The 24,521-nt window shown below is 61.2% G+C and carries 33 protein-coding genes; 24 read left to right on the top strand and 9 right to left on the bottom strand.

Going from position 1 to position 24,521, the window contains the following annotated elements; translation table 11 throughout:
• Positions 1–63 precede the first annotated feature (63 nt).
• The 7 genes from KW835_RS12965 to KW835_RS12995 form a co-directional block, all read right to left on the bottom strand.
• Positions 64–504, bottom strand: a complete 441-nt coding sequence (locus KW835_RS12965) for a hypothetical protein (protein WP_218382978.1) — start codon at positions 502–504, stop codon at positions 64–66.
• 1,045 nt (positions 505–1,549) lie between these two features.
• A complete protein-coding gene (locus KW835_RS12970) occupies positions 1,550–1,795 on the bottom strand; it encodes a hypothetical protein (RefSeq protein WP_218382979.1) in 246 nt (81 codons plus the stop codon).
• 17 nt (positions 1,796–1,812) lie between these two features.
• Entirely contained in the window at positions 1,813–2,250 is a 438-nt protein-coding gene (locus KW835_RS12975; RefSeq protein WP_218382980.1) for a hypothetical protein, read from the bottom strand.
• A gap of 101 nt (positions 2,251–2,351) precedes the next feature.
• Positions 2,352–2,762 carry a hypothetical protein gene (locus KW835_RS12980; protein WP_218382981.1) on the bottom strand — a complete coding sequence of 137 codons (411 nt, stop codon included), beginning with the start codon at positions 2,760–2,762 and terminating at the stop codon, positions 2,352–2,354.
• Positions 2,763–2,778: 16 nt separating this feature from the next.
• Positions 2,779–3,402: a DUF262 domain-containing protein gene (locus tag KW835_RS12985; protein WP_218382982.1), complete on the bottom strand. Its 624-nt coding sequence runs from the start codon at positions 3,400–3,402 to the stop codon at positions 2,779–2,781.
• A 100-nt stretch (positions 3,403–3,502) separates the two neighbouring features.
• Complete coding sequence (locus KW835_RS12990) at positions 3,503–3,955, bottom strand: hypothetical protein (RefSeq protein ID WP_218382985.1); 453 nt, start codon at positions 3,953–3,955, stop codon at positions 3,503–3,505.
• 642 nt (positions 3,956–4,597) lie between these two features.
• Positions 4,598–5,047 (bottom strand): hypothetical protein, encoded by a 450-nt coding sequence (locus KW835_RS12995; RefSeq protein WP_218382986.1) that lies wholly within the window; start codon positions 5,045–5,047, stop codon positions 4,598–4,600.
• Positions 5,048–5,210: 163 nt separating this feature from the next.
• Here KW835_RS12995 and KW835_RS13000 point away from each other — a divergent pair, with 163 nt between their 5' ends.
• Positions 5,211–6,704, top strand: coding sequence for a hypothetical protein (locus KW835_RS13000; RefSeq protein ID WP_218382988.1), 1,494 nt, complete (start codon positions 5,211–5,213; stop codon positions 6,702–6,704).
• Here KW835_RS13000 and KW835_RS13005 read toward each other — a convergent pair.
• Both KW835_RS13005 and KW835_RS13010 read right to left on the bottom strand, forming a co-directional pair.
• Positions 6,698–8,884: a sigma factor-like helix-turn-helix DNA-binding protein gene (locus KW835_RS13005; protein ID WP_218382990.1), complete on the bottom strand. Its 2,187-nt coding sequence runs from the start codon at positions 8,882–8,884 to the stop codon at positions 6,698–6,700. The two genes, KW835_RS13000 and KW835_RS13005, sit on opposite strands and share 7 nt — an antisense overlap.
• Positions 8,885–8,924: 40 nt before the next feature.
• Positions 8,925–11,072: a hypothetical protein gene (locus tag KW835_RS13010; protein WP_218382992.1), complete on the bottom strand. Its 2,148-nt coding sequence runs from the start codon at positions 11,070–11,072 to the stop codon at positions 8,925–8,927.
• Between the two features lie 370 nt (positions 11,073–11,442).
• Between KW835_RS13010 and KW835_RS13015 the strand changes: the two genes are divergently transcribed.
• From KW835_RS13015 to KW835_RS13115, 23 genes are all read left to right on the top strand, one after another.
• The gene (locus KW835_RS13015; RefSeq protein ID WP_218382994.1) at positions 11,443–12,735 is read left to right on the top strand and encodes a DUF5623 domain-containing protein; all 1,293 of its coding nucleotides are present in this window, start codon (positions 11,443–11,445) and stop codon (positions 12,733–12,735) included.
• Positions 12,736–13,285: 550 nt separating this feature from the next.
• The gene (locus tag KW835_RS13020) at positions 13,286–13,543 is read left to right on the top strand and encodes a hypothetical protein (protein ID WP_218382995.1); all 258 of its coding nucleotides are present in this window, start codon (positions 13,286–13,288) and stop codon (positions 13,541–13,543) included.
• A gap of 69 nt (positions 13,544–13,612) precedes the next feature.
• A complete protein-coding gene (locus KW835_RS13025) occupies positions 13,613–14,077 on the top strand; it encodes a hypothetical protein (RefSeq protein ID WP_218382997.1) in 465 nt (154 codons plus the stop codon).
• A gap of 55 nt (positions 14,078–14,132) precedes the next feature.
• Entirely contained in the window at positions 14,133–14,414 is a 282-nt protein-coding gene (locus tag KW835_RS13030) for a hypothetical protein (protein ID WP_218383000.1), read from the top strand.
• Positions 14,415–14,504: 90 nt separating this feature from the next.
• The gene (locus KW835_RS13035) at positions 14,505–15,263 is read left to right on the top strand and encodes a hypothetical protein (RefSeq protein ID WP_218383002.1); all 759 of its coding nucleotides are present in this window, start codon (positions 14,505–14,507) and stop codon (positions 15,261–15,263) included.
• Position 15,264: 1 nt separating this feature from the next.
• Positions 15,265–15,624 carry a hypothetical protein gene (locus tag KW835_RS13040; protein ID WP_218383005.1) on the top strand — a complete coding sequence of 120 codons (360 nt, stop codon included), beginning with the start codon at positions 15,265–15,267 and terminating at the stop codon, positions 15,622–15,624.
• 242 nt (positions 15,625–15,866) lie between these two features.
• On the top strand, positions 15,867–16,283 hold the full coding sequence (locus KW835_RS13045) for a hypothetical protein (protein ID WP_218383007.1): 417 nt from the start codon (positions 15,867–15,869) through the stop codon (positions 16,281–16,283).
• A gap of 32 nt (positions 16,284–16,315) precedes the next feature.
• On the top strand, positions 16,316–16,489 hold the full coding sequence (locus tag KW835_RS13050) for a hypothetical protein (protein ID WP_218383008.1): 174 nt from the start codon (positions 16,316–16,318) through the stop codon (positions 16,487–16,489).
• Between the two features lie 143 nt (positions 16,490–16,632).
• Positions 16,633–16,833 (top strand): CCDC90 family protein, encoded by a 201-nt coding sequence (locus KW835_RS13055; RefSeq protein WP_218383009.1) that lies wholly within the window; start codon positions 16,633–16,635, stop codon positions 16,831–16,833.
• Positions 16,830–16,961, top strand: coding sequence for a hypothetical protein (locus KW835_RS26850; RefSeq protein WP_255593512.1), 132 nt, complete (start codon positions 16,830–16,832; stop codon positions 16,959–16,961). Before KW835_RS13055 ends, KW835_RS26850 begins: the two co-directional genes overlap by 4 nt.
• Before the next feature lie 253 nt (positions 16,962–17,214).
• Positions 17,215–17,772: a hypothetical protein gene (locus KW835_RS13060; protein WP_218383011.1), complete on the top strand. Its 558-nt coding sequence runs from the start codon at positions 17,215–17,217 to the stop codon at positions 17,770–17,772.
• 105 nt (positions 17,773–17,877) lie between these two features.
• Complete coding sequence (locus tag KW835_RS13065; protein WP_218383012.1) at positions 17,878–18,435, top strand: hypothetical protein; 558 nt, start codon at positions 17,878–17,880, stop codon at positions 18,433–18,435.
• A gap of 78 nt (positions 18,436–18,513) precedes the next feature.
• Positions 18,514–19,578 (top strand): phosphoadenosine phosphosulfate reductase, encoded by a 1,065-nt coding sequence (locus tag KW835_RS13070; RefSeq protein WP_218383016.1) that lies wholly within the window; start codon positions 18,514–18,516, stop codon positions 19,576–19,578.
• Between the two features lie 244 nt (positions 19,579–19,822).
• Positions 19,823–19,945, top strand: a complete 123-nt coding sequence (locus KW835_RS26855) for a hypothetical protein (RefSeq protein ID WP_255593513.1) — start codon at positions 19,823–19,825, stop codon at positions 19,943–19,945.
• A gap of 79 nt (positions 19,946–20,024) precedes the next feature.
• Positions 20,025–20,210, top strand: coding sequence for a hypothetical protein (locus KW835_RS13075; protein ID WP_218383019.1), 186 nt, complete (start codon positions 20,025–20,027; stop codon positions 20,208–20,210).
• Positions 20,211–20,293: 83 nt separating this feature from the next.
• On the top strand, positions 20,294–20,608 hold the full coding sequence (locus KW835_RS13080) for a hypothetical protein (protein ID WP_218383020.1): 315 nt from the start codon (positions 20,294–20,296) through the stop codon (positions 20,606–20,608).
• A 71-nt stretch (positions 20,609–20,679) separates the two neighbouring features.
• Entirely contained in the window at positions 20,680–20,955 is a 276-nt protein-coding gene (locus KW835_RS13085) for a hypothetical protein (protein ID WP_218383021.1), read from the top strand.
• A complete protein-coding gene (locus KW835_RS13090; RefSeq protein ID WP_218383022.1) occupies positions 20,952–21,566 on the top strand; it encodes a hypothetical protein in 615 nt (204 codons plus the stop codon). The genes KW835_RS13085 and KW835_RS13090 overlap by 4 nt, the downstream gene beginning before the upstream one ends.
• Positions 21,567–21,648: 82 nt before the next feature.
• Complete coding sequence (locus tag KW835_RS13095; protein WP_218383023.1) at positions 21,649–22,080, top strand: hypothetical protein; 432 nt, start codon at positions 21,649–21,651, stop codon at positions 22,078–22,080.
• Complete coding sequence (locus KW835_RS13100) at positions 22,077–22,391, top strand: hypothetical protein (protein ID WP_218383024.1); 315 nt, start codon at positions 22,077–22,079, stop codon at positions 22,389–22,391. The genes KW835_RS13095 and KW835_RS13100 overlap by 4 nt, the downstream gene beginning before the upstream one ends.
• 69 nt (positions 22,392–22,460) lie before the next feature.
• Positions 22,461–22,823 (top strand): hypothetical protein, encoded by a 363-nt coding sequence (locus tag KW835_RS13105; RefSeq protein WP_218383025.1) that lies wholly within the window; start codon positions 22,461–22,463, stop codon positions 22,821–22,823.
• A 289-nt stretch (positions 22,824–23,112) separates the two neighbouring features.
• On the top strand, positions 23,113–24,123 hold the full coding sequence (locus tag KW835_RS13110) for a hypothetical protein (protein ID WP_218383026.1): 1,011 nt from the start codon (positions 23,113–23,115) through the stop codon (positions 24,121–24,123).
• 76 nt (positions 24,124–24,199) lie between these two features.
• Positions 24,200–24,466 (top strand): hypothetical protein, encoded by a 267-nt coding sequence (locus KW835_RS13115; RefSeq protein ID WP_218383027.1) that lies wholly within the window; start codon positions 24,200–24,202, stop codon positions 24,464–24,466.
• The last annotated feature ends 55 nt before the right edge of the window (positions 24,467–24,521 follow it).

The following is a 24,521-nucleotide window of genomic DNA, read 5'->3' on the forward strand; positions in this document are numbered from 1 at the left end:
GAAATCCCCGCCAAGAGACACCCGATTCTGCGCCTTCAAACAGGTCGCAACCCCAAAATGTCCTCAGCCAAGGCGTGGGACAGCAAGCACCTCGCAGGCTGCGCGCTCGTGCTCTTGCACCAGCACATGCAACTCCACGGCAGCATCAATGAGATCCTGCTGAATCTCCGGGAGGGTCCACTTCTTGCCCTTCGAATTGGCCGAAACCATCCTCTCACGAAACTCCGGTGGCAGCAGGTCTAATAGCGCCGGATCAAGTACCTTCTGATCGCCCCAGTGCTGGTAGTCCCAACCCCAGAAGTACCATCCTTCAGGGCGGTAGAGGCCATCTCCCGCACCTTGGAACGTGATGGATCCATGAACACGGAGCACCAGCTCGTCCATGCCGGCCATCCAGTGGTCGAGCGGAACCCCGTCGTAGGCGCAGTAACCCGCTCCGCCCTGGATGATCAGCCCTCGAAAGGGTGTCCCCGCGAGCAAGTTGTCAAAGTAGGCCTCAATCATTCCCGAATCGTACCCGGTCTGCGAGCCAGTCGGGCCACCGATGGCCCATCCGGGGAGCAAGGCGGCAGAGAGGCGAGCAGGAATCCTATGGTCTAAACCGTCCCATAACTGGGGACCATAGATAGCTCACACAACAACCGTGCCGTCTTCCATAAGTGTCACCGCGTCCTCGTCGCTCACCGTCCCGCACCAGAGCTACTCCTCAATGCGACGCGCCGACAAGGGCCCCGTCCTTCACCGCGCACAGTAGGCAACCGCTGAAAGCCGGGATGGCGAATCCACTCCCGGAAGGCGCATGCGCAGGCATTTAGGAACTCCGGTACAGATTTTCACCACAGTGATTGCAAATGAAAACCCGCTGGGCATCTTCCCTACCGAAAAGTCCCCAGTTTTTTATGCTTCCTGAGCCGCACCTTGAGCACCTGAGTCCATTTTTCGTTTTGCACTGGGGGTTTTTGGCCAAATACTCGTCCATCGTCGGGTGAGATTTCCATCGGCTAACCATTCTCCATTTGGTCCTGTAAAGAAGGGCGACGACCCCGCCGAAAATAACCAAAAAAATTATCAAAAACTTCGTCATAACTTTTGAGAATCAATAAAGTTGAATTTTCTTGAAGCGAAAAGCTAAGTAGTACGGATCAGTGAACGGTCAACGGGGTGATGGTTTCTGTCTTCAGCTTTGCCATAGGCTTACCTCGCCTTGGCAGGGCTTTCGCCACGCTCATGCTTCAATGAACGAGCTTCACAAGCCATGGGTATTCCATCGAGGCCGAGAACCTGAGTAAAGCCGACGTCACTCAATCGAGTGCCATTCCGGATGTGGTCATGGGTAGCGGCCACAAACTGCATACCCCGCACGCACACAGTGGTGACGAACAAGTGTCGATCCATCGTGACCTGCAGCGTTTGTGTGCCAGAAGCGGGGTGATTGCCTTGCGCAAGAACGGCGGTAGAGCCTAGGACAAGGCCAGTTGCGAGGAGTAAGGTCCGCATGAGGGGTTCCAAACGTAAAGCTGCGGGGTGAACCGGTAAAAGGTCTGCCGGGTTAGTGAACAGTGAGCGGTTCCGCATCCGCAAGGCTGAAAACCGTATGCACCTCGTTCCCCACGAACAAGGGCGCTGAGACCACCAGATCAACCGACATCAACAGCGCCAGCGAATTAGAGGCTTGCGCGAGCCCACCAAGGGCACGCGCAGCATCAGCCATTAGGAACCCCGGCCGTTCGCCATGGGCGGTGGCATGAGGGGTTTGCAAGGGGCGCAGGGCTTCGATGGTGTCAGCAAGCGTCAATACGGTCTCCAGGTAGTTCAGTTCGAAGGGGGCGCCCCTTGGGGCCACAAGGCGACGGCCTCGCGAATCTCTGGAGTTGCCTCGACCACGCGCGCCGCCCAACAGCCATGCTCTGAGCACATCCGAAGGCCTTCGGTTCGCAGACGCTGGAGATAGACCTCATCGCCGGCACCGTACCCAAGGGAGGGCTCGACGCTCAGGGTGGCCAGATCGGTCCGCACCTCATAGGTCTTGCCACGCGTGACGCTGATCACCGTGCCGGCAACGACGCCCTCGCCGAACTTGCCAGTCCCCAGCGCGAAGACGATAAATCCAGCGCACACAAGTGCACCGAGGAAAACCAACGATGTGAGCGACCATGCCATCCAGGCCAGCACGGAACTTCCCCGTTTGGGGAGTTTCCAGGGGGCGCTGACAGTTGCAATCCAAAAGAAGAAGTCGGCAAGAAGGGACATGCAGGAAAACTACGGGAGTGAGAAGGGGTGGACGGGGTATCCGGAAGGCATTGCGCCGATCCGCAGACACGCGAGCAAGCACATCGCAGCGCGGTCCCTACTCAGGCCACCGCCCATGGCCCAAAGTACGCCGAGGGCAGGAAGGCGAAACCCCCTCCCACCACCATCGCCATGAGCCCGACCAGGAACAGGGCTCCCCGGTGGTCGGCGGAACGTTTGCGGAAGAGCACGCGCGTAAGCACATAGACCAGCGCAATGAGGACCGCGCCACCACCGAAACCCCGGAGCATTTCCTCGGCCTCGAACATTGGACGTATCGCGGCGACGTAGTCGATGGGACGCGCTGCGCTGCTGCCTTCGACGCTGACCCAAGCGAGCCAACGAATGCCAACCGCGACCAGGGCGCCGAGCAACAGATTCAACGCAAGCCATGGAAGGGGAAGAAGCACGACATCGCGTCGGTAGGCTTCCAGTGCCGATTGCTTGGCAGTGCTCGCAGAAGTGGTGTTCATGTGGGTGATCTTTCGTTCAGGTGGCTGAGGCCTGCGCGAGCAAGCCCTGTACACGCGCGATTTCATCGTCACTGTGAGGGGTTCCCCCACGGTTGATGGAAAGGTAGGTCTGAAGCAGTTCTTTGCGGGTGTTGAACTCGTAGACGCCTACCTGAAGCCGGTAGTTCATCCGGAAGGGATTGAACGGCGTGTCCCTCAGGTCCGAGGCAACGATTCCGCCGAACACAGTCACCTGGTCTGCGAGGAATTTGCGCACGGCGGTGAGGCGCTGCACGCCATCAAGGCACTGCATCGTGAACGGCTTGATGTCGCCCTTCTGATCGCTAGGCCGGGTCCACTCAGGGCAGTTGAACAGGATTCGACCGGGAGACATGTTGCGCAGCATGTATTCGATGAAGGCCGACCGCTGGGATTCGGTCCACACGTGGCCGCGCTGGAAGTCGGGCAACAACTCAAGCGTGCCGCCCATGCTCACAACGCTTTCTTCCAGATCCGACAGCGTCTTCTCAAGGCCCCCAAGGTGCCAGTCAACCGTGTATGCAGGCTCTGCCAACGGCTTGATCAGGTCGTAGAGCTCCTTCGACCGGGGGCTCAAAGAATCCCAATACTCATTCGAGAGGCCACAGGGCGGTTTGGACATGGAGTGCTTGCTTGTATGAAGGGAAAGGCGCTCACAAGGCAAGCGCAGATTGGGATTCATTGTAGGGCTGCGAGCCCCCGCCTTCAACCTCATATCCCGACTATTGCCAATTAGACACACGCCCGGAACGATTGCCCGTGCACGCTGAAAGCACCGGCAACACTGCCTCGACCCCTCGCCTCACCATGGCGTCCACCACCTCCCGCCTGTTTGCTCCAAACAAGCCCGTATCCAGCGCCTGCTTCAAGAGACGTTCGACCTCGCCGTCGAAATTGAGCACCAGCGCGTCTTCGTCAATCTGCACCCAGCCAGCTGCGGTCCCAGGCTTCACTGAAAGCTCGTCTGCAGCTTCAAGCACTGATAGGTCACCACGCTCGAAACGGCTGGCAAGGAACTCCCTATCAGCAACAACCAGTTCCTGCGCCACGAGCTTTGGCATTCCGTGCAGGCTCACCAGGGCGTAGAGGACCCCAGAGTTGAACTCCTCCAACGATGCGGTGGAAGGGGTTGCTGTCTTTTTGGACTTTGCCTTCGTGTTGGTCGTCGGATTCATTTGTTTCTGCTCGAATGTCGAAGGTCGCAAGGTTCAAGAAGCACGCGAGATGAAAGGAAGGCAGGAAGACTTGGTAGCACGCGGCAGTGCTGGACCGCACTGCAGAGCGAATCGAGAGGCATGGCTATGCAAGTCAACACTACGCAGCTCAGAGCAGGCGATCCCGATCGGTAGGCTTCCTCAGAAGCCCAAGCCGATCCAGGACGGCCTCCTGCCCCGCTTCCACGAGCGCTGCGATCGCTTGTTGGCGGGACATTGGAACTGGCGACTCGTTCGGTACAAAGTGCTTCCCGTCGTAGTGGTAGGTCAGCCTGAAATAGTCCCCCCCGGTGCTGCGGGCCCAAGCCACCCAGAACATGCCATCGCCGTACCTTGGCCCGTCCAAGTACAGAAGCTCGCTCGCGGCGCCACTCCACTGCACGGCCTGCCATCGATCGGACGTCAGACCCCGCCAAGTCTTGAACTGGCTGGGAATGAGGACAGCAGCTTCTTGGGTGATCTGGCTTTGCTCCAAATCCCTTGCATGTCTCCATTGGAGGACGGCCCCGAGTCCAACAAGCATTGTTGCCAAACCCACCAACCTCCAGAAATTGCTGCCAAGCCGGACTCTTTGCTTCATCAGAACTCCTATTGATTGGCAACCTACGCAGGGACGGCCTGGGCAGCAACGGACCCGACGGCACCGAGCCTTTGCAACTCCTCACCGATGGCCTGCGCATCCAGGCGCCGACGCCCCATCTCAATGGCGAGCGAAGATAGCTGGCGGGCAGCACGGATGCATTGCAGCTGGTAGCCCAGCGCGCCCAATGCACACAGGGCCGCTGCAGCCACGGGGCCAGCCCAGGCCAGCCATGGCGCCGGCCCCGCGCCAACCAGTACCTCTACTCTCTGCAACGTCAGAAGAAGGCCCAGCAGGACACCCCCCGTCCAGGCGAAAGCCCTGGCGACGGTGCGAAAGTAGACGGGGCTGGTGACCGAGGCGAAGTAGCTGAAAACCAATTTCAGGTCTTGCTCGGAAAGTGTGGCCAGGACACGCGGTTCGGGTGTGGGGAGGAGCGCGGGTAGGTTCGCGGTTTGGGGGCTGTGCTGCATGCACACATTCTCAAAGCGCCGAGGCCTCAAATGACCCGAGAAAGGCGACAAGATCCGTCGCGTATCGCATGTACCGGCAGGACCATAGGACTGCGCAAAAATGATTTGACCGAGGGATCAGTTCCCACCAGCATGACCTCACGAACTTCACCTGGAGGGAAAGATGGGAACCCCACTGCACAAGCTTGTAGCAAGCCATGCCGGACCGGATCCGGCAATGGTGGTCAGCAACCGCTTGCTGGTCGATCTTCTAACGCGCCGCCTTGTCGTCGCGCTCAACCAGTTCGTCGGCCACTTTCAGCAGTACCCCGACCTTCCGGCCGTACAGATCGGACTGGATAGCTGCAGCTATCAACCAGGGAAGGCCAGCTGGAAAGTGAAGGTGCCGCCAGGCGGCGATGTCCTCGGCCTATTTTTCATGGAGAGTTCTGGCGGCTTCCAAGTGCGGTTCGCTGTCACCAAGGCTGGCGACAAGGCGGTCCAGCTATTCGACGTCGAACTCGACGTGGTACGCGTGACTGCTCATGGCAACGTGCAAAAGAACGTCCTCTCGTTAGGAGAAATCCAACTGGACTTCCGAAGCGCCATTCTCCCTGCGGCGGACGCCGCGAAGAACGCAGCAGATCTCGGTTTGACTGAGCGGGATGTCGCGCGATTGGAGGGGCTGGTGGCAGGCTCCATCGCTCCCACGACGGTGCGCCGGATTTTTGGTGGCTCCCCACGCATCGATCTGAGGCACATTTTTCCCACCGTCGTATTCAACGGAAATGGCGAGCTGGCGGCGATTGATGCAGGGTTGCTGATCGTTGCACGGAATGGCTGGACCCTGGACGAAGGCCAGAGGTGCCCTTGTGGCGCGCCCCCAGTGAAGGTAGACATCACGCCACCCCCTCCTGTGCAGGATGAGTACGACGGCTCGCCACTTCCGGTGGACGTAAAGGTCCCGCCGTCCAATTCCCCACCGTGGCCAGTCGATTCAAACGTGGCGGCCGACGTTGGCCTATACCTTCCTGATGCATCGATCAAGGCGCTCACAGGTGGCCCCTATCCGGCCATTGCGGGCTTCGCAAACGATGAAGGGTTTTTCGGCTGGGAGTACGACTACACCGTGGCGTTCACAGGCGTATCCCACACACTGAAGGACCCGAGAGCGACGATCGTGCTGGACATCAATTTCTACGTCGAGGGCAACGGCTCGGTCAACGTGGACATCCCCTGCTTTGGCAGAACCAACGCCGGCAACTTCTGGGCCAACAACCGCGAGGCGGGGCCATCGGTGTACCGAATTGGACTCAGCGCGCGCCTGCAGCCAGATGGAAAGATTGGCATCGTCGCTGAGGTTCTAGAAGTGCACATCCGCTACTTCAAATGTGACGGCGTAATTGGTGCGCTTGCCGCGCTGGCATATTTCGGTGGGAAGTGGGGCACGCTCGCTGCTTTCATCCTGAATGTCATCATCGCGAAATTCATCGGAGACAGCCTACCCAGAATGATCAGCTCCAGCCTCAAGGACGCGATGGGCAAACAAATGTGGACTTTGATCGACCTTGCAAAGCTCGACATCCGGTCAGTCTTCGGCCCTGGGTATGAAGTGCGGGAGGCTGTCAGCCGGGAGCCTGATTCCCTCCTGGTGGGCCTCGCGCCGCGCGACTACTGAGAGCCGCCTGCGGAAACTTGGCTTGTTACCGGCGTAGCGCCGGGGATGTCATACGTCCGAGATTGGAGGTCCACCTCCAACTCAAACGTCTCCCTAAGTTGCACGCCGGCAGTTTCTGCAATCGCGGACAGGCGCCTTACCTGGAGACCGTCGCTCACGGTGATATCGGGCCAAAGACCGCGCGCGTGCTTGAATTGCCCTGCGACGTGTTCACGGAAGGCTGCTGGGATGTACACCACCCGACGCCGGGCTTCAACGTCGGAGCCGGATTGCCGCATCTGAATCCGAAATGGCTGGCTCGTATCCAAGACCTCGGCCTGTGGGGACGTAGAGCTAGTTTCCAGTCGGCGACGATATCGCGCTGCGACGAGCCCCTCCACCGACAGCTGGCTACCGTTTAACCGGTACACCCCGTGTTCGACCTTCGCAAAAATGGGGGAGTGAGCCAGGGCGAGGCTCAACGCCACATTGCTAAACCCTCGCTGGTCTACGATCACCCCAGCAAGATCGGTGCGCGTGACCACGCCCTGGTTCTCCTGCAGTATCTGATACGCGATCAGCTCCAGGTCGGAGAGGACTTCTTCACGGGACATCGGCGATTTGGGACGGTACTTGTTGTGGCCGTCCCCAACCAACCACGGCCAGGATGGAATGAGCTTGCCCAGCACATGTGCCGGTGGAATGCTCACGGAATTCCCCACCTCCTGAAACATCCTTGCGTCCGACGCGACAGCCGCAAGCAACTCGTCAATTCCTATGCTTTGGGTGGCAACACTGAACAGTTTCCTCAATCGCGTGGCAATCGCGCACTCGTCAGTGCCGGGCAAGGCGAACCACTCTCCCGACTCGTCTAGCTGCAGGTAGCCTGGCAAGGCCTTGAAGAGGCCATCCAACCAGTCGGCGTCTACTGTACGACCCTCCTTGAGGCTCAGGTAGCCAGCGACCCGCATGTAGTTGGTGCACCCTACGACGCGACAGTCCCTGCGGACGAAGCTCAGAGTACGTGTTACCCAATCAAGCTCCTGCTCCCCCGTGTTCAGGAGGCGGACCTTTTCATAGCCTTCGGTCGTCCTCGTAACGGCGAGGAACGTCCGCCCCGGCGATTCACGCCCAACCGCCTCCGCGAACTCCATCGCGGCCTCCACTCCCACACCCTGGCCAAGCAGGGTGGCAAGCTGGGTGTCGGCCTCATCGAATCGCATCGGCCCAATACGCACTGCCGCCGCGAGGACCTTGTCCAACGCAGGCATGCTTGCCGGTCGCGACTGAATCGCGCCGAGCATGCGATCGCAGATCTGGCGCACCCGCTCGCGCGTTACCTTGAACTCGTCACCCACTTCCTGCAGGGTGAGGCCTCGGGGCCCGCTGAAGCGCCTGGTGAACATTGCCAGCCAGCGTTCGCGCGTCTCTGGAGAGGACTTCCCAAGCCGATCCAAGGCACAGTTGCCCAGTGAGACCAGTTCTGTCATCCAATCGCATTTGTCAGCTGCGACAAGCAAGTTACAAAGGTCGATCACCGCAACCGCAACTTCTTCCCGCGCAAGCTGCCCCCGCAGCCATTGCGAAAGTGGCTCCCCCGCTGTGCAGGCGAAGCGAAGGTCCGAGGGCGCCAGCTGATCTACCCATGGCGAACGCAACGCAATCTGAACCGCGAGCCGCCATTCGTCGCTGACGGCTACCCGTGCTTGAGCAGCGGGTTCGGCCTCCTGCTTGCCGTGATACCTCACCGCGAAAGTCTGGGCGTCTGAAGGGCTCCAGTACAAAGCCTCCATGCTGGCCAGGGCCTCCACGAGGGTGCTGATAGGCAGGTGCAGTCCCTCCTTCAATTGCTCCAGTGTGAGAAGGGGAAACTCGTCGAGCGAACCCAGCGTAGGCAGGAATGCTCTCATCCTGTCCCGGAAGAGCAGTTCGACGGCCAGTTCCCAGCCGTCAACCGCTCTCACACCGATCTGGAGCGGCCAGATCTGGTTGAAGGATGCCCTTTTTCGGCGAATGAATTGCTCCCGGATCTCCTTTGCCCGAAACGTATTTGGCAGTGTCCCTCGCCATGCCAAGAGCTCTACCCCATTGACTGGTCCGGTAGAGCAGTTGAGCTGCCTTCCCACGAGCTTCGCTAGGAAGCTGGGCAAGACCTTGGCATGCTGGGGAACATCGGCGCCGATAGGTAAAAGATTGGTCATGCGTTCTGCGGGCACGTGATTTCAGTTCGCGGTTGGTCTCTCAGGCGGCCTGTGCCACTCCGGGTAGGTCATAGGTCCGAGCCCGCAGGTTGATCTCCAGCTCGAAAACCTCCTTCGGATGGAAGCCCGCCTGTTCGGCAACCTGCGAAAGCTTTGCGATCTGCATGCTGCTGCGGACCTTGATTGCCGGCCAGAGCCCCCGAGCATGCTCAAAGGATCCAGAGACCCGGTCCTGGAACGCCATCGGCAGAAATACCGCCCGTTGGGCCGCAGGTGTTGCCGAAGCGGACTGCCGGATTGCAATTGTCAGGGGTGCGTTTGGATCCTCTACCGCCTGAGTGGCTTCATCGGGTCGTTGCCATCCGCGTCCCTGGGCGGCGAGGATCGCTGCGACAGGTAGGGGCCTGCCGTTGATCCGGTACATCCCGCGTTCGACCTTGGCGACAACAGGTGAACCCGCAAGCACCCGGTCCAGCGTCAGCAGGTCGAGCCCCGGCTGGCCTGCCACCGCCTCCGCAAGCTCCGCCCGGGTGGCCACCTCCTGGTGGCGCAGCAGAGCCTTATAAACAGCAAGCTCGGAAGCCGTGAGCACTGTCTCCGGATCAATGGGCTGCTTGGGCCGGTACTCGCGGCGGCGGTCGGCGTACAGCCAGGTCCAGCTGGCGATGAGTCTTGAAAGCACGTGCGCTGGCGGGATAGTGAGGCCGCGCTCGGGGCTCCCAAGGGGTACCGCGTCCGCAAGCAGCACCACCATTAGGTCGTCGATGCAGACGGCTCGGGATGCGACGCTGAAGAGCTTTTTGAGCTGGACGGCAATCACGCACTCGTCCAGGCCAGGGACGGTGAACCATCCCCCTTCGCTGTCGAGCAGGCAGTAACCCGGAAAGCTTCGAAACAGGGCTTCCAGTTCGGAGCGCCCCAGGGCCCTCCCCCCCTCCATGGCCAAGTGTCCTGCGACCCGCAGCGGCGTCGTGCACCCGACAGCCGCGCACTCTGCCCGCACATACGCAAGCGCCCGCTCGGCCCACGGCCTCTGGCCTTCGCCGGGCTCAGCGGGGCGCGCAGGCGCTACCCCAGGCTGGGACCGTGCCTTCAGGAGGTGCGACGCGGAGGCGGAGTCGGACCGCACCGCCTCTGCGAACGCCAAGGCTGCACCGAGACCAAACCCCGGGCCTAGCAACTCGGCCAGATGCTCATCGGCCTCCCCAGGCGGCAGGTCCGAGACACCCACTGCGACATCCAGCAGTCTGTCGAGCGCCGGCATTACGGCGGGCCGTTCCTTCACGGCCTCGGTCATCGCTCCCAGGATGGAGCGCACTCGCCCCCGGGTCATGTCGAATTCGTTGGCCACCTCTAGCAGGGTGCGGCCATTCGCCCCTCCAAAGCGGTGCACAAACATCGCGATCCAACGCTGCCGTACCTTGTCGCCACTGGGGCGCTGCTTTGAGACCAGCACCGCAGCCGTAGCGATCGCACGCAGCTCGGAAGCCCAGTCGGCTCCGTCTGCCGCGCCCAAGCGATCACACAGGTCAACGACGGTCGCCGGCACCTGGGGCTTCTCGACCTCCTGCAGCAGCCAGTGCCCGAGGGGCAAATCGTTGTCGCGGGAGAATCGAAGATCGTAAGGCGAGGCCTGGTCGATCCATGGGGCCTGGAGCACCTTTCGCATCAACCCTCTCCAGGCTTGGCCGACCTGATCCGTGGCTGCAAGGTCACCATCTATGGGATGCCTCACGACCACCCCGTTCACATCGGCGGCTGACCAGTGCAGCGCCTCCAGCTTCGCAAGCACCTCGAAGGCAGAGGCCACCGAGACGCGCAGCCCTTCCTTCACCTCCTGCAGGGTCATGGACGGGAAGGCGTCAGGCGATGCCAACCCGTCAAGCAGATCGCGAAACCGGTCAAGCAGTGGCGACTCCAGGACGTTCTCCCATCCCGGCACCACGCGCACGCCTACTTGCATGCCCCAGATGCCGGAAAACAGGTTTCGTCGGCCCTGGATGAACTTGTCGCGGATCTCTTTGGCGAGGTCGGGGCTCGGAAGCGGACCCCGCCAGGCGAGGAGCTGCGCCCCCTCCACCATGCCGGCAGAGCAGGCTAGGCGGCGGCGCATCTGGCCGACTGCGAAGCTGGGAAGCACCTGAGCATGTCGGGGTGCGGTATTCAAAGACTCAGGCAAGGTTGCCATGCAATTAGGAAAGCGTTTAACAGATGGACTCAAGGCGCGTTGAAACGCGCGCCCACCCTGTAGTTGGATGGCAAAAGTGTCGCCTTCGATTGTAAGGATGCGAACTCGTTCATAGAACCGTATTTACCGACTATCGCAACAACGCAATATATTTTCTGACGCGCGGCAAGGCCGTGCAGACTGCCCGTTTGTCGGAACGGTGAGCTTCATGGCAGAATGGCGACGCGCACAGCAGGCGCATTCCATCCGCTCTGAGAGAAGCCGGCAACGGTACTGCTTGAATCGCATGCACAACCTGGTTTAACCGTTGGTCCTGCGACGTTTTGACGGTGGCGGATGACGTTGAATGCATGGGCCATGGAGAACAACCATGTTGAAGCCTATTCCTCCGTCCACCCTGGACGGCATCAAGCGCCTTGCCAAGAAGCTCAGGAACGAGCTGCAAATCCCCCTTTTTCAAGCTCAAGACCTCGCGGCGACGCGAGCTGGCTACCAAAACCTGCGCCACGCGCAAGCCGTGCTTTCAAACGCTGCTCCGCAGCCCAAGGTGCACGCCCCTATCGTTCCGAAACACCGCCTGTACATCTCCGCCAGGTGGATCTCAAACGCCACTGGCCTGCAGGGCGTGGAGGCCTGGCACGTGGATCTGGCAGTGCCCCACACCGATCTCGTTACCCCTTCCCAGATGAACGTCCAGCCAGCGTTGGCCCGTTTGGTGCCGCGCGCGCCTGACCATTTTTACTGCGAGTACAACTTTCATTCGCCAGAGCAGGCCAAGGGCCACGTGTGCCGCGTGCTGCGCACATGGCAGTTCATGGACGCCACCCGTCTGCGTCCATCCGCCGCGCACAGCCGCCTCTACCCTGGCGGCACTGCTTCGAACGCCATACCGGGGAAGGATCATGCGCGCGGCTGGTACGACCCAGTCACCCAAAGCCATGTGATGACCGACGAGCCATATGCCCCATCGTCGGCCCGATACGCCGCGCAGCGCGCCGACTGGGCACATCGCCACGGCTACGACGTTCTGCAGCCGACCTGGCCTGGCATGTACCTTCCAGGGGAGCCAAGCGGCACGACGCTGTATTTGGTGGCGAGCAAGTCCAAGGGACCAAACCTGGCCGCCATGGTCCACGCCTTGAACCAGCTCCCTCCCCCACCCGTCGAAGGCAACTGGCAGGGGCAGTCCATCATCGGCAGGGGCGATTTCATCAGCCCTCAGGGACTGGCCATAGCGCCGGCAGCACCTCGCATTCCAGCTACGCGTGTAGCTGCGCCCGCTAAGCGGCCCCCACGTCCGAACAGCATGCCTATCGCCACCCATGAAGAGATTGGCCGCAAGCTCAAAGCCATCGAGGCAGACACCTACATGCGTGTGGGCGTGCGCAACCGCCTGGTGCAGGTGCAGGGGACGCTGGACTCATGCATCCAGGGCGAGCATCCGAGCTTCAATCTCCCTTTGGAGCGGCTTGACAACGTGTACTACGCCAACGGGCCCGCGAAGACGTTCGCCAAGAAGATCAGCGAGGACGCACGAAATACCCACCTTGGAAGCCTCCAGGAAATCCGGAGCACGCTGGCATTGGCGTACGACACCCCCCGCGTGCGCCGCGTGCTGGGGCACATCGACCAGATGAAGAAGTCGCTGCAGACCTGGAAGTAGCAGGCGTGGCGCTGGCTCAACCGCAACTTGACCAGCGCTTTGTCCAGGAGCCCACGGTGGCCACCCAGTCCGGCGCAGCACGCCCCGGACTGGGGGTGCGCAAATGGTTCGTTCCCCGCTACAATCGATTTCGTTTTTGACGCGGGCTATGCTTGCGCCAACACTTCCTAGCTGGGGAACCAAACAATCAGCCCTACCTGCCTGGCCTGCCCAGCGCGCATACCCTCAACCCTACGGGACCTTCGTCCCGCATGGGGTGTGGTCCCGGATTTCACCCTGGAGACCACCATGCCAACCTCTTCGCGCCCTCGGCGCACACCAAAGCCTGTGACCGATCGCCCCTTGGCGGCATCACCTTTCGTAAGTTACCGACTCAAGGGCACCCTCGGGTGGATCATGATCGGTGCCATGGACAACCAGCACGCCATGCGCGAAGCCAGCCGCTCCACTGCAAATCCTCGCTTGGAGGATCTGCAGCGGTGGGATGGAATGCGCTACGTGCCCTGTGCACCGGCAACTGCCGCTGCGCCCGTTTGACCGAAAGCACCCCATGACCCGCAGAACCCGGCGTCGCACACGTCACCCGCACCCCGCCTCGCATCGGGCCCTCATCGACAGTCGCTTCTGCAGCGGCCAGGTGAACTCGATCGCAAAGCTGGAATTGATGGAGGGCCGTGTCGCCCGACTCCTTGCAATGCAACGCAAGCCAGTGCGCTACCGCACGCGTGCCAGTGCCCAGGGCATGCTTTCGATTTCTGACCGCTACGGTGAGGTGACGGGCCTGCGCCCGAATCTCATGCCGTTCTAACCCTTCGCAACCCTCGCGGGGCCTCGCCCCCGCATCGGGGTCTGGCTTCGCTTTTCATTGGAGAAACCCATGGATCGCCTTGACAACCCCCAAGTGTTCTACATCGCGGGTACCGACAAAACGGCGCCCTCGTGCATCGACACAGCCCACGACTTTGGAGACGGGGTACTTCGCTCCTTCTACAAGCGCCAGACCCGCGAGGAGATGGCCTCGGAGCGCGGTGCCGACATCCTCGTCACGGACCTGGAGGCCTTCACCGCGATGAAGGAGGAAAGCTACAAGTCGGAGCCGCAGCGCATCGACCAGAGCGATTTCTTCAACGCCCTGGAATGCCTGCCGCCCATGCGGTGGGGCAACCACCTCGGCTTGGAGACCTTCCGCTTCTCCGAGTTCTTGAGCGGCCGGATCACAACGATCTACGCCCGCGAGCCCAGTGGTGCGTGTTGGAAGTTCAACGACGTGGCCACCCTCAGCCACGAGATGGTGCGCGATAAGATCGCCGCCGCCTCCGAGAAGGCAGCAACGCCTGCCTGACCCTCAACCCATGCGGTACTGCACCGATGGGTGCGGGCCGCAAGTAGGAGCCTACATGCCAGCTTTCCAAGGCAAACCCCACTTCATCTCAGGCCCGCGCAACCCGCTGGCCAAGGATGCGGTTATTGATCCGCCGATTCCTTGCCACGTTGCGGTCGGAGACATCGTGACCTACACAAACGACTTCGGCGTAGCGTTTCATGAGCGCCTTGTCACCGGGTTCTCGCCAACCATCACCCACGGCCGCTTCGTCTACTTTGACAGCGACTCCTGGTGGTTCCCGGCGAGACCCGAATCGTTGACGGTCACCAAGAAGGCGGGAGAACCCGCCCCCTAAGCCCCGCCGCGCCCTTCAAACGGCCGGTTCAACCCCTGCGGGATCACGCCCACAGGGGTGCGGTCTCGCGTTTTTCCTCTGGAGAACTTCATGACAAACGCCTCTACCATGGACCACAAGGACCTTGCCTTGCGCCGACAGCTCCTGCTGTGCACCTGCTGCGGCTCCCGCGCAACGGGTCGCCAGTTCCACAACCAGGACACCGGCCACGGGCTCGGTGACTGCTGTGTGGACTTTGTGCGGCCGCGCACGGAAGACATGGAGCGGACCTACGGCGTTGCCGGCGTCCACTACCTGCTCGATCCACTGGTGAAGGTCCGGACGCCGGACGCACCCGCCCAATGGGGCCATTGGTCCATCTCTCAGAACTTGACGGACCGCTGGGGCGAGATCAATGAAGCAGAACCCGACCTGAAGTTGGTCCAGCCGCTCTTGATTTCGAATCCCGGACTGTTGGACCGCCTTCGGTCCCAAATGCACGAAGAAGACACCTTCGTCGTCCACAAGGGCGGACGCTGGGGCATCCTCTTCGAGCTGGAGCACTATTGCCGCGAATCCGACGCCAATGCACAAGGGGTCAACTCGCATGAGTACCCCCCCCAAGCGGTCGTCGAAAAAGGCCTCCTTGATGGCATGCGTGCCATTGCGAGCCAATTCCCGGGCGTGGACTTCGCCGTGCCTGGGCCTGGCAACACGTACAACGACCGCCCAGCCGCATGGGCCTTCGTTCCAGACGGCCTCCTGAACCCCGACCAGCGCGAGCAGCTGGGCACCGCCCTTGGCTCGCTCCTACGGATTGGCGCAGAATTGGCGAAGACCGACCCACAGGCGACCTCCGGAGCTGCGTGACATGCAGGATTCGGAAACCCACACCCTCGGCCGGAACGCCGCCCTTCGCGGCTACTCGGTCCAAGCCCCATCCCATCTTCGTTCGATCAAGGACCTGCGCGACTATGAAGATGGCTGGCTAGCTGGGAAACGCCAGCGCCAGGCGCTCTTGGAAGGAAAGCCCACAGTGCGCGTCGCGCACCGTACGGCCCACCCCACCGTCCGAGCACTGGACTCGCTGACCTGGGTAGTGCGCTGGCACGACCAAGGTTCCGGCGCCGACTACACCACCCCAGAGCTGGCGCAAGCAGGCCTGGAGGAACGTGTCGCACGCGATGCTGACCTGGCGCAATTCCTGGCCAAGCACAAGCCACGACACTGAACCGCAAAGAAACAAGCTCGCGCGAGCCCCGAAAGGGGTTCGCGAGGCTTGCCCAAGCTCCTGCCCACGCGGGAGCTTCGGCAAGCGAATACGACCTGCATGCCTAGAGCTGCAGATCCAAGCGGCAGCTGGCCGCGCTCGCAGAGCAACCCAGCGCCTGAACGGCGAAAGCCATTTTCAAAGAACCCCTGCGGGCCGATGCCCAGGGGGCTTGGCCTGTGGATCTCCAACAAGGAAACACCATGAGTACCAAGACAGCGACGGCACCTGCCAACGCCACCTCCACCGAACCCACAGCTTCCCGGACCAAGCCCCGCATGGGCGAGACGCCGGATTCGCTTTGGGAAGCGATGAAGAAAGCTTCCCACGGCGTGGTTTCCCGGGAAGGGGGCTCTCGCCTCCTCTACCCGACATTGCGCGTTGTGGCGGGCGACTGGTTCACCCTGGATGCCAGGGGGGCACTGCAGCTCATCGACCGCCAACACGGAATGGGTGTGCGGGAACCCACCACGGCCCAGGCTGACGAGTTCCACCAGGACCTCAACGCTGACCGGGTGGAAGTTGTCCTGATGAGCCAACCAGGATACGCCTCGAACTGGGGCCCTCAGACGGTCGTAGAGATCCTGCACAGCCCTTCTGGACTCTCCTTCACACGCTAAACCAGGGCCACACCCTCAGTGCGGCTGACACCATGTACACGCTCCTTCCATACCTTCACATCGACATCGCAGCTCGGCATGACCGAGGAGAACACTCCATCGCCAACGACATCGAGGTCTGTGACCGCTTCGGACTCGAAGTGAGCGGACTCTCGGGCAATCTGTGGCGCGCCCGCTGCTATCTGCGCGGCTTCCTGTCGGCTTGAGTCAACAGGTTGTGCCCTGCAGCTGCGGCGAGATGACGTAGACACGGAGCAAGCCGCGATCACCTTCCCTGACGGGCGTTTCGCCCAAAGGGGAGATGCTCGTCTTCTTTCACAAAACCAGAGCATCGCCTATCATCATGAACATGAACATCCCATTCGACACACTCGACTTCGCCCGCAAGCTGGCGAGCGCTGGTGTGCCGCCTGCGCAGGCCGAGCAGCAATCCAAGCTGCTGGCTGACGTGCTGGGGAAATCTGTCGCCTTTCCAAGCGACCTGAACACGCTCGAACGCAACACTCCTCGAAGCTTGAGACATCGGAACTCAAGCTCGAAGGCCGCATGAACACCCTCGCCGGGGATTTCAACGGCCGCATGAACACGCTGATCGGGGAACTCAACCTGAACAAGTGGATGTTGGCTACCTCGATCGCGCTGACCATAACGATTCTGCTCAAACTCTTTCTGAAATGAGCAAATGGCTAGGCATTGACATAGTGCCCAAGCCAATCCTGCAGCCCCGGATCGCGCTGCAGGTCTTCCCCAAGCCTCTTAAGACAGGGGGCTTAGGCAAGGTTTCTGGCCGCAACGTACGTTGCGATCACAAAAGGTAGCTGACCTGCCCCCGGGCAAAACAGCACATCACGCGGCGCACGCTGCATCAACCACCCTGACGGGCGCAAGCCCCACGGGGACTTCGCTCGTCGTTTTCATACTGGAGAACGACATGGCAAAACAAATTCGCCTGGCTTGCACGAAAACCAAACCAGGCTACGACCTGCGCTTCACGTTCGTGGAAGCGGGCGATCCCATCGGCCACGGGCGCAAGAGCATCGCGGACAAGCATAAGCTCGTCATCGAATGCTTGGAGGGCCGCACGAAGGGCGAGCGACCGACTCAGGTCATCGACGCCCTCACCTGCATGCACTTCCCGGACGAGCTGGCGGTGTTTGAAAACCTGGTCCTAAGCCAGGCCGATACCGACACTCTTCGCACCTGGGCTCTCAAAGCCATTGTGGCCAAAGCAGTCGCAAGCGGCGAAGGTGTCGTGGACGCCTGCATCGCGATCGATGTGAGCCCGCGCATCAACTCAGTGTCCATCGTTAGCTATGCTGCCACCCGCTACGCGGCATTCATGGTCAACGGCCGCACCCAGGAGATCCTCCTGGAGGACGGTATGACCGCTGCGGAATCGCTGCAAAAGACCGCTTCCGACTTCCGGGCACGGGCGCTGCGTTACCTCGCCTTTGCAGAGGCGGCGGAGACGGCGTCTCGCGCCATCTGACCTCGCCGGCGCTTTTCCTCGACCGGCAACCGCCGATTTGACTCACCCTGACGGGCGTACGCCCGGTAGGGCTCGCGCTCGTCGTTCCATCCTTTGGAGAACGATATGAAAACCACCATCTCTTTCAGCTCTATGCAAGACCCTGTCCACAACGTGCGATGCACCTTTGTGCGCAAAGGGGAACCCTTGCACTATGGGCTCGAAGGCTTCGCAGACGCGCAGTCCGTCGTCATTGAGGCGGCGCCACTGGATGGCGTCACGGGCCCAGTCGTCAACGTCATAAAAGCCAAGGCAACCATGAGTTTTGCAACCGAATACTCGGCCTTCTCCGGTGTGACGTTGAGCGAGACTGATACCGATGCACTCCGGGAGTGGGCGCTTCAGCACATGGTTTCACAGACTGAGCTGCTGACGAATGGCAACCTCCCGGACGAGCGCCCCGCCATCGATGTCCCCATGAAGATCGACAAAGTGGCAACGATTCGCCACGGAAGCTCACGCTACGCGGTCATTCTCGCCAAAGGCCGTGATCATCAGATCCTGCTGGACGACGAGATACCCGCTGCGGAGTCACTGCGCAAGCACGCGGCCGATAACCGCGCGCGAGCGTTGCGCTACCTGGCATATGCCGACATGGCAGACGCTGCAGCAACGTTGATCTGAACATCAACGCACCAACCCACCCTCGCGGGACCCATCCCGCAAGGGAGTGGTCCTGTGAATTTCACACAAGGAACCACTATGGAAGAGATGCCTTTGGCTCATCTGAATCGGGCGGCGATCCAGACCGCGTCCCAGCAAATGCTGTGGGAGGTAGAAGCCCCGCCGGAAACCATCGTCGCGGTGCCAAACCTCGACGACTATGACCGCATCATCGTGGCCTTCTCCGGAGGGGCAGACTCCACTGCGTGCGTGCTGCACCTGCTCGATTGCGGCGTACCGGCATCGAGAATTCACCTACACCACCACCTGGTGGACGGAGATGGTGACTGCTTCATGGACTGGCCTGTTACGGAGAGCTACTGCCGCGCCTTCGCACGGGCCTTCAACATGGAATTCAGCGTTTCATACCGCGTGGGCGGTTTCGAACGCGAGATGAACCGCGTAGATGCTTCCACCGCACCTGTTTCGATTCCCTTTGGATCAGGGCGCAAGTTGATCGGTGGATCTGGCCCACTTGGAACGCGCAGGAAATTCCCTCAGCAGTCCTCAAATTTATCTGTTAGGTGGTGCAGCGGTGCCTTGAAAATCGGGGTATGCGACAGCTGGATCAACAACGATCCCCAGTTCCTTCGTGGCAAGACATTGCTCATAACGGGCGAGCGTGCGGAGGAGTCCAAAGCGCGCTCGAAGTACAAGACGTTTGAGCCCCATCGCGCCGACAACCGCAATGGGAAGTACGTCAAACGCTACGTTGACCACTGGAGACCGGTGCATGGATTTCTCAAGCCTCAGGTCTGGGAGATCATTCGTCGTTATAGGGTGGAGCCACATGTGAGCTATCGGCTCAGGTTCAGCCGGGCGTCGTGCCTTGGATGTGTATTCCTCGGTCGGAACGAATGGGCCGCTGTACGAGTCATCTCCCCGAGGCAGTTCAACAAGATCTCAACGTACGAGCAGAGCTTCGGCGTGACGATCCATCGCAAGAAGTCGGTGGAACAATTGGCCAACGAAGGTGACCCGCCTGACCTCGATCCATTCTGGTTGGAAGTCGCACGTAGCACCGAGTGGACCCTCCCCATCTTCACGGACAACTGGACCATGCCGATAGGCGCCTTTGGCGACTCTTCGTGCGGACCTTCCTGAGTTCCCTCCCCTCCTGCATGCCCCCCGGGGCTTGCGGGGGCTTTTCAAAGGCTGCATGCGCACGAGCGCAACGGCCTTCGCAAAGCCTTTCACCACCAGCCTATCGCTTGTGGACCGAAGCGGCAGCTGACCGTGCTCTCCTGAGCGATCCAGCATGAACGCGCGGCCGATGCCTCGCAACACTCAACCCTCGGGGCGTCGCTTCCCGAGGGGAGCGCTCGTCTCGATTTCCCTGGAAATCCTAATGAGCACTTTGATCCATTCCGTCAAAACCGCCTGCGAAGGCGAAGGTACGGCGTTCGAAATCGCCCTGGCTGCATTCGCTGTCGCCGCGCTGGCCGGGAACGCCAGGTACTTCTTCGCCTGAAAACGGGACCCATTCATCAACCCCTGGCGGGCATCCATTGCCCCGGGGGCTGGTGCACGCCGCGAACCCTGAAGCTCCTATGCCACAACGCATGTACACCCTCGTGATCGACGCAGACAACGAAGCCGCATTGGAAGACGCTCGCGCAGAAGCGACGCGCCTCATCAACGAAGGCTATCTGTCTGGGCACAACAGCAACGACAGCGGCGCTTTTTACTTCGAGAGCACCGACAACGTTCCTGAAGGGCAATTGCCCAACCGCTGACCCTCAGCGGGAAAACTTTTCAACCCCGGCCGGGTTCCACCGCCCGGGGGGCTGGTGCCTGGCCCAACCACAAGGAAAGCACCATGAAAACAAACTCTCCAGTCCTCACGAGCCCGCGCGAATTCGCGATCGGCGACTGGCTCCATCTCTTCGGAGTGGGCTCGCAGCCGACGCGCTGTCGCGTTGTGCTGGACCTTCCCAACGGCAAGCTGATGGCAGCACAGGCATGGAAGGGCTTCAAGTTCGAAGACCTCAACCATGCCGAGCTGCGCGACCTGCAAGAGTCGGTGATCGACGTGAACGCGATTCACCTCAGTCCCTGCGACCTTCTGAACATGGAGCTCGCGGGCGAGCTTCCGGCATGGGCCGCTGCATCCACCGCGACCGCAACTCACTGAACCTCAAACCCGGGAGGGCACACGAGCCCTGCGGGGATCGGTGCCCATCCTTTTCCACTTGGAGAGACACCATGGCAAACCAAACGGCACACAGCCGCACCTTCCTGATTCCGGCATTCTTCGTGATCACTGCCGAGTCCGACGCTCACGCAGAGGACCTCGTGTGCGAAGTCCAACAGCACTGCCGCCAGCGCGGCATGTCCCTGTACCAAGACGAGCTGCTCCCGACAGTGGAAGTCACCGACCACCAAGACGCGGAGTTTCATACCGTCCTGGACGAGCCTGGCATCAAAGAAGTCGCCAATGCCGTCATGCGGCGTGAGTTCCCTGCGGAGCAACCCGCATGACTCAGTTGATTCCTCACCAGGTGCGCACCCGGATCGCGTTCCATGTCTCACAACTCGTGGAGCATGCGAATGCGCTGACGGGCGTCCAACGCGCGCGCGGAACTGGCCACATCCTCTCCCTGGAGCTGGGCGATCGGATGGAGCGAATAACAGCCGCATTCGCCACCCTCACCGAGATCCATCACCTGGCGCACCAGAACAACGCAACCGCTGAGTTTCTGGAGTTGGTGACTGGGGCAGGCCTTCCTGACCTCAAGCCACTTGGCCTTGAGGCGAGCGACTTGCCAAGCTGGGCGCATCTCCACCCGGAGACCGGCTTCCAGGTGATGGTTCGAGTCGTAGGCACCGCCAGCGACGAGGATGACCTCGCAGTGGCGGGTGACTACCCGTTCTGGGTGAACGTGACCCGGCCCATCACCTTCAGAAGCCTCACCGAGCAGGAGAAATCGTCCATTGCCCAAGCGGTGCTGGACGAGTTCCATGACCGCCAAGGTATCGCCGTTCTCGACGACTTCAACATCACGGTCGAGCTTCCCACCGCGCAACCCATCAGCGACGACGATCAACCCGACACGACACACCTGGTGGCATCCGTAGGGTGCGACTGGTAGACGCTGATCTCATCTCTTTCAACCCCCTGACGGGCACCCTGCCCCTCGGGGTGGTGCCCGTCGCCTTTCTACAGTGAACGACATGCAAACGAATAAAACCCCTTCCTCTGACGAACTGAGCGCTGTGAGCGCGGGCCACAAGCCGCACGCTGCACTGCGCGCCCTTTTCGAGTCCTGGACCAAAGCTACTGCCACACACGGCACTGGCGACATCCTGGCGGACCTGGAACAGATGATTGGCGGCCTGGAGCACCTTCGTGCACAGATCCGGCCAGCGTTGCCCACCAGCTGCGGTGGATTTGCAGGCCTGCAACGCACAGACGCAATCAAGCTGCTGCGCCAGGCCGGCGTGGAAGTCTCGGAAACGCCTGGGGGCTACTTCGGCTACACGGGCTGCGATGCATCCCAATGGGAGTGCCTGGACGACGCCATCAGCGCCGCCCTCCAACTGCACCCTCAGGTCCTGCCGCAAACCATGGCCCTCGCAATCAAAGGCGAGGTGTCCGCAACATGAGCACCGGTCAAAGGCCACCCCGCCACATCATCCAAGATGACGGCGAGTTCGCTCTTGAACTGGCTCCCAGCTACCCCGCAGCGCAAGCGCCAGGGTTTCTGACGCGGCGCTGTCCTCGCACCAAGGTGGACTTTGGGGTGATGGGCGGCTTTCAGGAGGATGAGAAAGGCTGGTGCAGCGACCTCGCGCCCCCACCCGGCTCCAAGACTCCTGCTGAACCTGAGCTGCTGGTCTCCGGCGCAAGCTGCATCAGCGCCATGGTGTCGCTGTGGCAACACCGAAGACGCTGCCTCACGGGCCAGGCCGTCTGACGCAACCAAGCCGCTGGGCGCTCAGGCCCATCGGGGCTCGGGTGCTCAGCATCACATGGAGAAATCACGATGGCGACATTCCCATCACCAAAGGTCGGCGGCCACCTGGTGGCCGTCCCGCAGTGGCGCAGTGGCCCAGCGACAAAAGCACTGATCACCAAGGTGGGGCGTATCTACCTCTACCTCGGAAACCTGCAGCTACCGTTGGCGCAGCTGGTCAAGCAGGGCTTCATCGATGGGCCGAACGTGCGCTACTGGCTCTCGTTCGAAATCTACGAGAAGCACGCGACCAACAAAGCCCTACTAGAGCAACTTGAGGCGGCTCTCGCTTCATTGGAGCCCCGACTCATGCGAACCGGGGACATCTTTGCTGCCGCGCAGATGCTTGGAGTAAAGCTGGTGCCCCCCGCACCTAAAATCGAGCCCGCATAGGCCTCACAATAGCGCCAGAGCCCTCCGGGTCCCTGACACATCAAGAATCCCTTTCAGGCGCCCCTATGGGCCCTGGAAGGCTTCCCCAAGCCTCCACCCGATCAAGGGGGCTTTGGAAAGCGATTTCTCTCTCGGGCCTACGGCTCGCGAACCGAACCGGCAGCTGACCGGGCCGCATGGCAACCCAGCATTTCACGTCCGGTCGATAGAACGGACACCTTCAACCCACCGGGGAGCACCGTTCCCCGCTTGGGGACAGCGTGCCTCCGGGTCTCACAAGGAAACCCTCATGGCAACCATCTCGTACACGAAACGCGTCACGGCCTTCCGTGGCAGCGATTCCTGCATCTACTACGCCCTGTTTGAAGAGGCTCGCTATACCAACAGCGATCACCCGAACCAGTGGTCCTGCATCGGCTTCGGCCCGCTGCACCAGGTCATGGAGCAGATCTTCTTTCACGGATCGCTCTGCGAAATCGGGTCCATGCGACGGCCAACGGGGAAGACCAGCCCGAGCGCCTACATCCAAGAGTGGCTCGAACAGCTGGCCTGTCCGCATGAGCAGTCCGACGTGGATGTGCGCGTCAAGTTCGTCCCATCGTACGGACCGTCCGTGTCGCGCGAGCGGCAGCTCGACGTCTTCAACGACTTGGATACACGCGGCTACGCAGATCTCGCTCATCGGCTTCTCACCGGGGAGCCTTGCGAACTGCGACTTCACGCAGATCCAGTCGCTTTCCAGCTGCTGCATGGGGCTGTGCTGCCACTGTCCCAAGCGCTGTTGTGGCCTCAAGAGGCGGCACCGCGCGCCGATCTCGGCTGGGCCCCGACGCCCTCCGAGAGGACCGAGTTTTCGCTTTGCCGGTACGCTCGGCTAGACGACAGAGGCTTACTGATCCACATTGGAGCCGACCCATGGCGCTATGTCGGAAGCGAGAGCCGCGTCATCGGGAATTTCATTCGTGGCCGTTGGATGGATGAAATCAGGTACCCGGGATCGACGTTCGCGCGGCTCGCAGCGCTGCGCAAAGCGCTGCGAGAGGCCCCGACCGTCCCCGATGGAACGAACGTGGTGATCGACACCCGCGAATCAATGGACTACGACCACCAGAACGTAAAGCGCATCCAGGGCATCGCGGCCCTGCTCGATCGCGTCACGGTACGGGAAACAAAGCGCGGCATCGAGCTGTCAATTCCCAAGGATCCGGCTGGCCTCGCGTGCCTCACAGCGTTGCCGGCCGAATGTCTGGTCTGGGAACTCCCAACAACGGCAGGCGCCAGCGCTCCCATCGCGGCCTGAGCCGGGGCGTCCATCACCACCCTCATCGGGCACTGGCGCCCAATGGGGCGGGTGCCTGTCTCACAAGGAGACTCACATGCAACTCACCGTCCCCACCCTGGTGGAAGAGGACTACTGGTACCACCATCGGCGCTACCTTGAGCCTGGAATGGTGTTCATCACCAACGACGGCGCAGTCAAACTGGACCGCAACGTTCCAGGTGACGCCACGAAATGGTATGTGGCCGACTGGTGCAATGGCTGGGCGTTTTACGACTCCACCATCGAACCGGGCGAGCTGCTCACCATGCCCATCGCGGACACGCCCGAAGCGGTTGACCACGCTTTGAAGCACCGCCAATGAACCTCTGCAGGCCCCGACGGGGCCTGCGGCGGCTTCCCCAAGCCTCTCCCCCGGG

This window comes from Acidovorax sp. sic0104 (assembly GCF_019219095.1).
Lineage (GTDB): Bacteria > Pseudomonadota > Gammaproteobacteria > Burkholderiales > Burkholderiaceae_C > Acidovorax.